Raw genomic sequence first — 11,493 nt, forward strand, 5'->3', positions numbered from 1 at the left:
CTCTTCCTCCTAACGGTCGCCCATTTTCACATGTTCGGGAATGTCACTAATGGTCGGCTCTCCGCTGTCTTGATGACTATCCCTCTGTAGCCATTGTTTAAACGACATGCCGATCGCGGTTCCGTATACGATTTCCTGGACGACTTTCATTAAAATCCCGGCGAGCTGTTGGTCACTGTACGCACTGAGATTCCCCAAGAAGCCAATGCCGCCAAACATTGATGAAGAAACACCGGCGTTTGCAGGCAAACAATAAGCCATGACACTTGCCCAATATTGCATATCCGTGTACGTATCATAGAGAGGATAACCTGAAAAAATAATAAGGGCACACGCGGGTGTAATCAATATGCCGTTTCCGAAAATATAAAAAATCCGCTTAAAATCATGAAGGTATTGTTCTTTCGGCAACGGGGCGATCATATGCCACCACATCATCCAAGCGGCAATGAACATCGCGATTTCATACACGCTGTGAACGCCCGGGCGTAACATTAAAAAATCAAAAACGACGGGAATATGGTAAAAAGAAAAAAGTGCATTGAACGTGAACAACCCGGCAATCGGATGAAACATTACGTTTCTAACCACTCGGGCATAGTTTCCAAACCCCTCGAAAGCCGCGCTCAAAAACCATTTCGGCAACGCGATGATCATGAGCGGCACAGCAAAGAAATAGGCGGACACCATTTGAAACATATGGATCGTGATCGTCATATGGCCTGTACTATATAAAGGACTCCCCCACCCCATGTAAAGGCATAAAAGGGCTAGCCCAAACAAAACGTCATGTTTCAGCCGCGGTTTTTCGCTACCTTCAAACCGAACGTACCACTTTCGTGTCAAAAGGATGTAAAGGATTGCCACAACTGCTAAAACGACGATTAGTTCAGGCGTCCATAACGCTCGAAAAGTCAATTGGTCGAATAGCTCACCCATCCGAAGACCTCCTAAGTATCGTTCCGATTATATGTTATCACAGATAAGGGGGTAGATGTCTGAACAAGATGTTACAGATTCCGAGACCCCTCTCGCAATTCCCATCCTACCACACGCTATTATTTCCATATACATTGACTGCATTCAAAGTTATAATAAAGGCGACTGCCAAAATTGCTATGTCTGTTATCAGGAGGTCTTTTTAAATATGGAAGTATACGAATTAACGAAGGAACATACCGACGAGCATATTCATAAAACCGCAGATCTCCTTATGGGGCAAATGGAATCCATCGGCGGACCCAATGCTTATGAAAATATGGTTACCGTTATCGGCGCGTCCATGGATGAAAACTCTCATGCGTACACGTTTGTTGCCCAAGACGACGATAGAATTCTAGGAGCTGCGTTTCTTAATGTGCAAAAAAGCTTAATGAAAGGCGGCAATTTTATCTGGTTGAATGACCTGTATGTAAATGTCAAGCACCGAAATCAAGGGATAGCTAAAAAATTGCTTTTATATGTCGTTCATTGGGCCGAACAACATGACATGAAAGGCATTGAATTGGAGACAGGGGTCAACAACCAGGCAACAAAAGCACTATACAATTCCCTCGGTTTTTATGACGTCGTTTCGAAAAGGTACGGATTTCAATTTTGACATAACAAAAAGGCTTCCCGACATGGAAAGCCTTTTTTAGATAGCTGCTAACAAAAAGAATCTCTCGGTTTCGGTACCGATAATCCGAATAACGGCCGCAGAAAAAGAGCCAAAAATGTTCCCGCGAGTGCCATGATGCCCCAAATATAGCCATGGGCACTAAAAGAAGCAATGCCGCTAAAGTAAGCGCCGATATTGCAACCAAAAGCAAGACGCGCCCCGTAGCCCATCAATAGCCCGCCAATAACGGAAGCGACGGCATTTTTCAGCCTAATTTGCGTGAAACGAAACAGCCCTCCGGCGGCTGAGGCAAGAAAAGCTCCAAGGATAACACCGAAATTCAACACCGTCGTTGTATCCGCGAAGATGGAGGCGTTGAGCGCTGCTTCATCACCTTGCCAAAACCCCCAGCTAGCCACGTCAAAACCAATCGCGTCCGCTGCTTTCGATCCCCAAAGTGTTAACGCGTACGTGACACCCCACGGAGTCTCCCTTGTCATTAACGTTACTGCGTTGAGAACCGCCAGAACAATCGCGGCGGCAAACAACGGCCAAGACCCGCGGATGATTCTTTTCCACCCGGCAGCAGAAGGTTTCGGCGCTTCTTTCGGCGGGTTCTTTTTCTTTTCAATGACTTTCGTTAGCCAAGCAATCCCGCCAAAGATCGCCAATGAAACGAGAAGCGCGCCGCCATACCCGAGACCCGTGGAAGTGGCTAACGAGAACGGTTCCGCTGCCGGCATATCTTCCATCCAAAAATCAAAATGCGCGGCACCAATTGTGGAACCGATGATGAAAAAGATCAACGTGATAAACATAACCGAACGGCCGCCGCCAATAGCGTAAAGTGTTCCCGACGCACAACCGCCCCCAAGTTGCATGCCGATCCCGAATATAAACGCGCCGACGATCAGGCTCACGCCGACCGGAGAAATGTTCCCTGCCGCTTCCCCGCCAAAAAACGTATAGCCGGTGGCAAGTATGGGCGCAAACAATAGACAAGCCACCGCGAGCATCAACATATGCGCGCGTAACGATTGGCCATTTCCAACAGAAGCCAAACGTCTAAACGCGGACGTAAAGCCAAACCGAGCGTGGAAAAGTGTATATCCCAAACCTACTCCAATGATTAAGAGCAAAGGCTGAACGATGTTCTGGGTAACAAGAAGAAAAATAGCTAATGCCAACGTCACAACAAGCGCGCCTATCACCAATTTATTTTGCGGCGGATTAAGCGCCGGCGATGGTTCTTTTTTAACGACCGACTGTTGTTCATTAATCGGCTGAGCATAAGTCGACATTTACTAAACCTCTTTTTCTTATTAATTTAATCAGGATTTATGATATGAGGTTTCTTCATAAATGTCAACCCGTAAAAATAGATAGGATCGGATTGGGTGTAGATGGCGGCTAAATCTTTGGATAAATAATGCATCGGGTACTTTTTCATGGAAAGTATTCGAAAAAGGTACCCTATCGGAATTAAATATTGCTGACGAAAAAGTTTTACCCTCAGAGCAAACAACGAGGATTGAGCGTCATAAAATGCAGGAAGCGAGGACGATAAACGTGAGGTCGCTGTCCCTCAAATAGGAGGAAAGATGCCACGAGAGAGACAACACCTCAAAATGAAAATGGGGCAGCGCGCCCCCCAAAAACGGGCAGATTTCCAGTAAGCTGTACGTTGGCTTGCGCGGCTCGACTTTTTCCTACGTCTCTCCCATGCCGTCCGGTAAATATCCTTTACATATCAACCGTAAACGAGTCGGATGGTTTTGTCGGCACATCCTTACCATCAATACGAGCCACTGTTATGTGAACCTCTCCCCCGTAGCTGCCCCCACCTGTGACATACATCGAAGGGATCTCTTCATTGTATGTTGTTTCCTCACCCGGTTCCAATGTCACGGTTCCGACAACTTGATTGTACATCATTTCTTGAGATGATCGATATACGAGCTGTTTCGGCATCCCCATTTCAAACAACCGCACTTCGATCCGTTGACTCGTATTAAACCAAAGTTCCACCTCTTCATCCCCGTCATTGCCAACAGTTGCCTCGACGATGATCCTTCCATGCTTCCCGTGGGCGGTCGCCTGTATATAGAGACCATCTTCCGTCATTTCCCTTTCCCCTCCGTTTAGCCATCTTTTCGAAACGATCCGACAATATCGGATGTCGGAACAATATTTGTGAACGCATCGGGATCCGTTGCTTCCGTCACTTGCCGCAAAACATAGAGTTCATAACGGGTAATTGTGATCATCAATACTTCTTTTTCAGACTCATCATATCCACCTTTGGCCGGCATGCGTGTAATCCCTCGCGTTACATGCGCGTGGATTGCTTCCCTCAACTCATCCGCTCTTTTCGTGACGATAAAGGCTGTGCATTTGACATGTCTCGTATGTACCATATCGATGATTCTTGACGTTGCATAGATGGAGACGAGCGTAAACAATGCCTGTTCCCAATCGTAGGCAAAACCAGCAGCAAAAACAATCAATGCATTTAAACTAAAAAAATAAACACCGAGCGGGCGGTCGCTCATTCTGGCCAGCACGAGTGCGATAATGTCTAAACCGCCTGCCGAAGCTCCGTACCTTAACGGCAAAGACACACCGATAGCGGTAATAATGCCTCCGAAAACAGCATTAAGCATAATATCGCCGGCAAGCGCCTGGAAAGGAACGACTTCCAAGAAAAACGTCGTCAATGCCACATGTAAAAAACTATAAAACGTAAATAAGCGCCCGACTTTTTTCCAGCCGAGAATCGCTACGGGAATATTCAACACAAAAAGCAAGACACCTGTCGAAAGAGGAAGAAAAGCGGAAAGAAACTGGGCAACACCGGTTAATCCGCTCGCGAATATATTGGCCGTTTCCAAGAAAAAATTAAGGCCAATGGCTACAGCGAAGGCACCAAAGATAATAATCCCGATTTTCTGTAATTCCATCCATAGTGTTGTCTGTCTTGTTATCACGCTCGGACACCTCTTGCAAGGTTATTCGGCTCCATAGCAAATAAGCAAGGGAAACAACCCTTGCTTATCACTGTGTATCCATACCTTAATGATGGCGTTGCTCTATATTGTTGTCAAGTGACGTCGAAGTTTCTCCGTATTCCTGATTATAATAATCCACAGCATACGTAGAACCTTCCGCAACCATCTCGTTATCCCCTATATCCATCGGATCCGGATGACCGATCCGTTGTTCCAACGGAATATCTTCCCCTTCTTGGCCGGTCAATTTCGCCAACTGTTTCTTTGTCGTTCCGATTAGTTTTGCACGTTGATCGGGATTTTTCATTAAATAACCCGCGCCCGCGGTTGCAGCGGCTGCCACACCTAATATTACCTTTCCTTTCGCCATTATCATGCGCCCCTTTCTAATTCTTTTGTATAACTAATATTTCCCTGCCGGAAAAAAATTAAACGTTAACATCCATATGACTTTGAGATATGCTTCCCGCGGGTATTCACATATTTCCCGTGGGTATCGCGATATTTCCCGTGGGTATTCTCATATTCCCCGTGGGTATTCGTAATTTTTAAGTGGAAAAAAACGTCCACAGTTCATAGCGAACGTTTTTCTATCCGATAAAACAAACCGTACGCTCCCGAGGGAGCGTACGGTACGGTTCGCTTTCTAATATAGATCCGACGTCTGCTGCACCCGCTTTTCTTCGCCGGTTTTCTTTTCGCCCTCCCAAGAGAGCATACCGCCTTCAAAATTAATCGCGCGTTCCAGCCCTTGTTCATTAGCATATCGCGCTACTTTCTGGCTCCGTCCGCCACTGCGGCAAATGAACACATGGGTTTTATCTTTGTCCATCTGGTCAATGTGCTCCGGGATCTCTCCCATAGGAAGCAAGGGGACACCGGGAATATGTCCCTCATCGTATTCATCAGGCTCGCGAACATCTACAAATGCAATGGATTCGTCATCCAGATGTTTCTTGATTTCTTCCTCGTCCCATTGCGGAATTCCGTCTTTTTCACTTCTCATTCCGTATTCATCTCCTTATGCATTTTTTTCGTCCTCATTCTCTTTATACCGAAGCCGAATAAGACGATACGTGTGCATCACAATCACTTTTCCGACAGCGTACGTCGGCACTGCCAAAAGCAAACCGATGAAACCGGCGATATTACTAGCAACGAGCAAAACGAAAATCACCGTTACCGGATGCAGCTTTAATTTGTGCCCCATCACTTGCGGGGAAATAAAGATGCTTTCAAACTGTTGGATGATGACGACAGCCCCGACAACCAATAACGCTGTTAACCATCCATCAAACAGGGCTACAATCACCCCGGGAGCCGTACCGATCCACGGGCCGATGAAAGGAATGAGGTTCGTGACCATTGCAATCAATGCCAAGATGAGCGAATAATCCACGCCTATGATGAGGTAAGCGATGTATACGAGCACGCCTACACAAAAACTTACAATAATTTGGCCTTGAATAAAAGAAGCAAGTGCCGTATCCATATCGCTAAGGATACGTTCGCCTTCCTCCTCCTGCTTTTTCGGCAAAAGACGCAAAATTTGTTGCGGCGCTTTTTCGCCTTCTTTGAGCATATAGAAAAGGACAAACGGCACAATCACAATCACAATCACCGTACTCGTCAGCGTCCCTACAACATTCATGATGTTGTTTCCGATATTCCCGAAAGAATCGGTGATGTAACCTCCGATCGTTGCCCCAATCTCCTCGAGATTGATCGATTCATCTTCCATGATATTTTGCACAAGTTCCGTTTGCATTATCGTGTTAAACCACCCTTGAATCTCTTGTAAAAAGAGCGGGGCACGATTAACCAAGCTGTTAAACTGGTTTTGAATCTCCGGACCAATCATAAAAGCAAAAAGCGTCAGCAAGCCGGCAAACGTTAAGTAAAGAAGTAAAATCGCAACACCTTTTGGCATCCAGCGGTGCAAGAACTTGACAATCGGGCGAAATAAATAGAACAACACCCCGGCAAGCGCGATCGGGGCGAACACCGTTTGCAAAAAGATGATCACCGGCCGAAAAATAAAATCAACGAGCGTACCCAAGTAAACGATCAATAGCAGCAGCGCGATGGCGTATCCGATCTTAAAATATTTCCCTTGGGGCATAGGCATCACCACTTCTCTCCCGAAAATTTCGAAGTTTTTCGTTTATGTCGGGAAAGGAATGGTATTCTCTTTTATTCTAACTTCCCCCATAAACAATATCCATTATTCATTATACGCAAGTACAAAGATGATCACAACATCGTTAGAGGGAGCTTTTGCGCTGTACCAATCTTTAGCTTTAGGCATAAAAGCGGAGCGGATTCACGCCTCGTTTTGTGCCCCCATTCAACATCTCCTTCCGCAAAACAATCATGGCCCCGTCGCGGCACCCATGGAAATAGGAAAAGAATGTTGAACCTATCATGTTTTGGTGCACTTGCGGACTCATTTGGCGGTCGGCAACCATGATGCGTTCTCCAAACCCGTCCTCAGGACTCATTCGAGTCCAATCTCGAGGGCTAATCTGATACGGTTCATTATAAGCACCGCCAAGCCCCTGAACACGTTGGGTTTTTGGGGGAAATTTCTTTTCGCGTTGCAGTCAACCCTTGCATGCCAAGAGCTACGGGACAACGCAATTAACTCAGTGGGATAAAACAAAACGATGGAACATATACCTATTTTACCTACCTTACGTCTTTTGCATTTGCTTCCATCTTGGAGCGGAGAATAACTTTCACTATTGGGTAGGCTATTCTTTGACTTTTGTGTTACATTTTGATTAAATTAAGGAGACTTATAAGGACAAAAGGGGGAAATGGCGTTGAAAAAGAACAAGCTATTCATGTCGATGTTTTTGGTGCCGGCTTTGGCACTCGCCGCTTGTAACGGGGACGGAGAGGCCCCGGAAGTGGACGATGAAGATCTTCCGGATGGCGGGGGCGACACAGAAGATGATGGCGTCGACGATGGTGATGAAGAAGCCGATGATGGCAGTGCACTTCAGATGGGCACCGGATCCACCGGGGGAACCTACTATGCACTCGGCCAGGAAATGGCGAATGTTATCAATGACCATACCGATCAACAAGTAAACGCGGTCGCCACCGACGCATCAGTGGAAAACATCGCGAGGGTCTCCGAACAAGATTTGGAACTTGGGATGACGGTGCATATTCCTGCCATTGACGCTCTCGAAGGGGAAGGGGATTTCCAGGGAGAAACGATGGACAACTTTGGTTTCATGGGCTATATTTATCCGGAAACGAATCAAATCGTCGTTGCCGCCGATGACGACATTGAATCCATCGAAGACTTGGAAGGAATGAGAGTGAACGTTGGTCCTCCGGGATCCGCATCTCATGCAGCCTCCCAACTGATCCTTGATGCGCACGGCATTGAAGATTACGAAGAGTATGAAGAAGGATTCGGGGATGGCGCGAGCATGCTTCAGGACGGAAACGTAGATGCCACTTTCGGGCTACTCGGTTTGCCTGACACCGGCATTGAAGAGTTAGCTGCACAGCAAGACGTTGAATTACTGACCATTGAAGATGAGTACCTCGATGAGATTGAGGCCAACAGCGACTATGAGCGTATCACTATTGAAGCCGATAATTATGACTTCATGGAGGAAGACGTTGAAGGCATTGCCGCCTATGCAGTTCTGATCGGGTCTTTGGATGATGTGGATGAAGACACGGCTTACGAGATTGTCGAAGGGTTGTATGAAAACGCTGATGACGTTTCTCACGCCCAAGCCGACCATATGACAATGGAAGACATCATGCTCGGGTCTGAAGATTTGCCTCTTCACCCCGGAGCTGAACAATACTTTGAGGAAAATGACCTATTAGATCAATAATGAATGTTATGTTAATGTAGACGGGCCGGGCACCGATGCCCGGCCCATCTTTACCGATAAGGTCGCTCGACTGATATCTTTTTAGGATAGGTGGTGTTCCCAGTGGCAGATCACACGCAAAATGATGCCGTTGAAATCGATGAGCAAGAAAAACGAGAGATTATGGAGAAATACGACAAAGAATCCAACAATCGATACGACTTGGGTAAATGGATCTGGGTTGTAGCCATCCTTGGCATCTCGTTAACTTCTTTTCACCTGTACACAGGGTTTTCAGGCCCTTACGGTGCGTGGATTCAGGGTGCCATTCACGTCGGCAGCGCCCTTTCAATCATCTATATTTTATACCCTATGAACCGCAAAGCAAAACGGAAACCGGGTGTGCCGTGGTATGATGTGCTTTTATCCCTTGCAGCCCTTTTTTCTTACCTCTATGTGGTTTGGCATTATGACCGCCTGGTCAGCGATGTATTAATCTTCGGTTTTGAACCGATGGATCAAGTTATTTCCGTGCTCGCGATTGTTCTGTTATTGGAAGCGACGCGTCGCGCGGTTGGCATGCCTATTGTCATAATTGCCATTCTGGCATTGTTATACGGCGTATATGGAAGTGCCAACTGGCTCGGGGTCTTTTCCCATGCCGGTTTTTCCTGGACGGGGATGACCACGCAGTTGCTGTTCTCGACAGAAGCCATTTTCGGCACCCCGATTCAAGTGTCATCAACGTTTATCTTTTTGTTTCTCTTTTTCGGTGTGTTGCTCGTTCGAACGAATATCGGGCAATTTTTCAACGATGTTGCCTTCCGCCTCACCGGACGTTATACGGGCGGTACCGCGAAAGCGGCGGTTGCTGCCAGCGGCTTGCAAGGAATGGTAACCGGAAGCTCGGTAGCGAACACGGTAGGTTCGGGGTCCTTTACAATTCCGATGATGAAACGGGCAGGCTTCAGGCCGGAATTCTCCGGAGCTGCAGAAGCCAGCGCATCCACGGGCGGCCAAATCATGCCTCCGATCATGGGAGCAGCCGCGTTTATTATGGCTGAATATATAGGAATCCCATACAATGAACTCATCGTGTATGCCATCATCCCCGCCATATTGTATTTTCTCGGTGTCTTTTTAGGCGTTCATTTTGAAGCAAAAAGAGATGGGATCATCGGCTTACCGAAGTCACAGCTGCCTTCGATCGCGTCCTTTGCGAAACGTTTTGATATGATCGTGCCCCTGGTGACGATTATCGGACTTCTTCTCTATGGGTTTACGCCTACATATGCCGCGCTTTGGGGCATTGGGGCCGCTTTTGCCATCAGCTTTCTGCGCAAAGATACACGCCTCAGCCTGCTCGGCATCTTGCAAACGATGGAACAAGGGGCACGTGTCGCCTTGCCCGTCATCGCTGCCTGTGCAAGCGCCGGGATCATCGTCGGAATCGTCGTCTTCACGGGACTTGGCGGTGTACTAGCGAACGGCATTATCCAAATCGCAGGCGGAAATTTCTTCCTCGTCCTATTCTTAACAATGATTGCTTGTATCATTTTGGGGATGGGCTTGCCGACAACGGCCAACTACGTTGTTACAGCGTCCGTTGCCGCACCGGCGATTTTGGCGTTTGACGTCCCTGCGGTGGCTGCGCACATGTTCGTATTCTACTTCGGGATTGTCGCTGACATTACACCTCCGGTTTGTCTGGCAGCATACGCAGGCGCGGGAATCGCACGGGCTAGGCCGATGCGAACGGGAGTGGTCGCCTTTAAACTGGCGATAGCAGCCTTTGTCGTCCCCTACGTGTTCGTTACAAACCCTGTGTTGCTATTACAAGGGGACTGGACGTTTGCTGAATTAGCCGGACCGCTCATCACCGCGATCGTTGGCATGGTGGCGATCAGCGCGTCATTAATGGGTTACTTTTTCGCTAAAAATAAGATTGTTGAAAGCCTAGTCATTTTCGCAGCAGGTCTCATGGCTGTCTATCCACTAGACATCTGGGTTTCTCTTGGCGGTATAGCGATTTTGGTCCTCATCGCTGTCATCCAGCATTTCCGCAAAAAACGGCAAGGCCAGAGACCGGAAACAACGACAGCATAAAGATAAAGCCAGCCCGCTTACATTGGGCTGGCTTTTTCATTCCTGAAATACATCAAATGCGTCCCATAAATGTTCGAGTTGCTCGAGTCTTTTCTCTACCTTATCCTGTTCAGAGCGGGTAATTGCGGTGATGAGTGCGCTCACAATGCTTTGCGGAGCCGAAAACGAATCGATAAAAGAATTAATTTCGGTAACGGCAAGCAGTTTCCGATCTCCGTACGGCGTAAGGGGCGATAGCATATGATCGGTGATCACGAGCGTTTTCGCTCCCTTTTGCTTCACGTATTTCAAAACTTCAACGGTCCGCTTCGTATACCTCGAAAAACCGAAAGCGATCACGAGATCATTCTCTTCGATATCGAGGATATGCTCCGATACCCCGTCCGCAGACCGAACCATTTCCGTATTTTGCAAAACAAGATCCAGGTAAAATTCCAAAAAGAGCGCCACGCTCGTCGCGCTTCGATATGCAATAATATAAATCCGCTCGGCGGCGATAATATCTTCGACTGCACCCTGGAATTCTTTTTTATCCATTTGTTGCAACGTTTGCTGCAAATTGTTAATATCATCCGATAAAACTTCACTGACGGTATCTTCCGGCTTATCCCCCCGCTCGGTCGTTCGCGCAAACACTTCCGCTGATGTCCATTTGCGTTGCAGCGCTTCCTGCATATGCCTTTGCAAATCCGGGTAGCCTTCGTAATTTAAAAAAAAGGCAAAGCGTACGACGGTCGCTTCACCCACTTCTACATTTTTTGCAAGTTTGGAAGCTGTCAAAAAAGGCGCGGTTTCCTGGTGGCTGATCAAATAATTGGCGATTTTGCGTTGAGATTTGCTCATCTCCTGCCGCTTGGCAATCATCTGTTCATAAATATCAAGCTGAGACACGATGCTCACCCTCTTTCTTAGAAAAACTTGGCTTCCACCAAGT

The 11,493-nt window shown here is 47.3% G+C and carries 12 protein-coding genes; 3 read left to right on the plus strand and 9 right to left on the minus strand.

Features of this window, described 5'->3' with window-relative positions; translation table 11 throughout:
* Positions 1-9 precede the first annotated feature (9 nt).
* On the minus strand, positions 10-939 hold the full coding sequence (gene ctaG / locus HUG15_RS16430) for a cytochrome c oxidase assembly factor CtaG (RefSeq protein WP_200124126.1): 930 nt from the start codon (positions 937-939) through the stop codon (positions 10-12).
* Between the two features lie 208 nt (positions 940-1,147).
* Between ctaG and HUG15_RS16435 the strand changes: the two genes are divergently transcribed.
* Positions 1,148-1,600: a GNAT family N-acetyltransferase gene (locus HUG15_RS16435; protein WP_200124127.1), complete on the plus strand. Its 453-nt coding sequence runs from the start codon at positions 1,148-1,150 to the stop codon at positions 1,598-1,600.
* Positions 1,601-1,647: 47 nt separating this feature from the next.
* Here HUG15_RS16435 and HUG15_RS16440 read toward each other — a convergent pair whose 3' ends face one another.
* From HUG15_RS16440 to HUG15_RS16470, 7 genes are all read right to left on the minus strand, one after another.
* A complete protein-coding gene (locus tag HUG15_RS16440) occupies positions 1,648-2,901 on the minus strand; it encodes a YeeE/YedE family protein (RefSeq protein WP_200124128.1) in 1,254 nt (417 codons plus the stop codon).
* A 442-nt stretch (positions 2,902-3,343) separates the two neighbouring features.
* A complete protein-coding gene (locus HUG15_RS16445) occupies positions 3,344-3,724 on the minus strand; it encodes a BsuPI-related putative proteinase inhibitor (RefSeq protein ID WP_200124129.1) in 381 nt (126 codons plus the stop codon).
* A gap of 17 nt (positions 3,725-3,741) precedes the next feature.
* Positions 3,742-4,587, minus strand: coding sequence for a YitT family protein (locus tag HUG15_RS16450; RefSeq protein WP_246516372.1), 846 nt, complete (start codon positions 4,585-4,587; stop codon positions 3,742-3,744).
* A gap of 85 nt (positions 4,588-4,672) precedes the next feature.
* A complete protein-coding gene (locus tag HUG15_RS16455; protein WP_200124130.1) occupies positions 4,673-4,978 on the minus strand; it encodes a hypothetical protein in 306 nt (101 codons plus the stop codon).
* A 276-nt stretch (positions 4,979-5,254) separates the two neighbouring features.
* Positions 5,255-5,614 (minus strand): rhodanese-like domain-containing protein, encoded by a 360-nt coding sequence (locus HUG15_RS16460; RefSeq protein WP_200124131.1) that lies wholly within the window; start codon positions 5,612-5,614, stop codon positions 5,255-5,257.
* A 15-nt stretch (positions 5,615-5,629) separates the two neighbouring features.
* Positions 5,630-6,736, minus strand: a complete 1,107-nt coding sequence (locus tag HUG15_RS16465; RefSeq protein ID WP_343073124.1) for an AI-2E family transporter — start codon at positions 6,734-6,736, stop codon at positions 5,630-5,632.
* Between the two features lie 172 nt (positions 6,737-6,908).
* A complete protein-coding gene (locus HUG15_RS16470) occupies positions 6,909-7,109 on the minus strand; it encodes a hypothetical protein (protein ID WP_200124132.1) in 201 nt (66 codons plus the stop codon).
* A 318-nt stretch (positions 7,110-7,427) separates the two neighbouring features.
* On the opposite strand from HUG15_RS16470, the gene HUG15_RS16475 reads away from it, so the two are divergent.
* Together HUG15_RS16475 and HUG15_RS16480 are read left to right on the plus strand one after the other, a co-directional pair.
* On the plus strand, positions 7,428-8,474 hold the full coding sequence (locus HUG15_RS16475) for a TAXI family TRAP transporter solute-binding subunit (RefSeq protein ID WP_425504014.1): 1,047 nt from the start codon (positions 7,428-7,430) through the stop codon (positions 8,472-8,474).
* A 162-nt stretch (positions 8,475-8,636) separates the two neighbouring features.
* On the plus strand, positions 8,637-10,559 hold the full coding sequence (locus HUG15_RS16480; protein ID WP_200129020.1) for a TRAP transporter permease: 1,923 nt from the start codon (positions 8,637-8,639) through the stop codon (positions 10,557-10,559).
* 36 nt (positions 10,560-10,595) lie between these two features.
* Here the strand turns inward: HUG15_RS16480 and HUG15_RS16485 are convergent, their stop codons facing one another.
* Complete coding sequence (locus HUG15_RS16485; RefSeq protein WP_200124133.1) at positions 10,596-11,450, minus strand: MurR/RpiR family transcriptional regulator; 855 nt, start codon at positions 11,448-11,450, stop codon at positions 10,596-10,598.
* Positions 11,451-11,493: the final 43 nt, after the last annotated feature.

This window comes from Salicibibacter cibarius (assembly GCF_016495725.1).
Lineage (GTDB): Bacteria > Bacillota > Bacilli > Bacillales > Marinococcaceae > Salicibibacter > Salicibibacter cibarius.

What these genes read in the sequence shown, in the direction of transcription:
- ctaG (WP_200124126.1), bottom strand. Translation starts at nt 939, where the DNA reads ATGGGTGAGCTATTCGACCAATTGACTTTTCGAGCGTTATGGACGCCT.
- HUG15_RS16435 (WP_200124127.1), top strand. Translation starts at nt 1,148, where the DNA reads ATGGAAGTATACGAATTAACGAAGGAACATACCGACGAGCATATTCAT.
- HUG15_RS16440 (WP_200124128.1), bottom strand. Translation starts at nt 2,901, where the DNA reads ATGTCGACTTATGCTCAGCCGATTAATGAACAACAGTCGGTCGTTAAA.
- HUG15_RS16445 (WP_200124129.1), bottom strand. Translation starts at nt 3,724, where the DNA reads ATGACGGAAGATGGTCTCTATATACAGGCGACCGCCCACGGGAAGCAT.
- HUG15_RS16455 (WP_200124130.1), bottom strand. Translation starts at nt 4,978, where the DNA reads ATGGCGAAAGGAAAGGTAATATTAGGTGTGGCAGCCGCTGCAACCGCG.
- HUG15_RS16460 (WP_200124131.1), bottom strand. Translation starts at nt 5,614, where the DNA reads ATGAGAAGTGAAAAAGACGGAATTCCGCAATGGGACGAGGAAGAAATC.
- HUG15_RS16465 (WP_343073124.1), bottom strand. Translation starts at nt 6,736, where the DNA reads ATGCCTATGCCCCAAGGGAAATATTTTAAGATCGGATACGCCATCGCG.
- HUG15_RS16470 (WP_200124132.1), bottom strand. Translation starts at nt 7,109, where the DNA reads ATGAGTCCTGAGGACGGGTTTGGAGAACGCATCATGGTTGCCGACCGC.
- HUG15_RS16475 (WP_425504014.1), top strand. Translation starts at nt 7,428, where the DNA reads ATGGCGTTGAAAAAGAACAAGCTATTCATGTCGATGTTTTTGGTGCCG.
- HUG15_RS16480 (WP_200129020.1), top strand. Translation starts at nt 8,637, where the DNA reads ATGGAGAAATACGACAAAGAATCCAACAATCGATACGACTTGGGTAAA.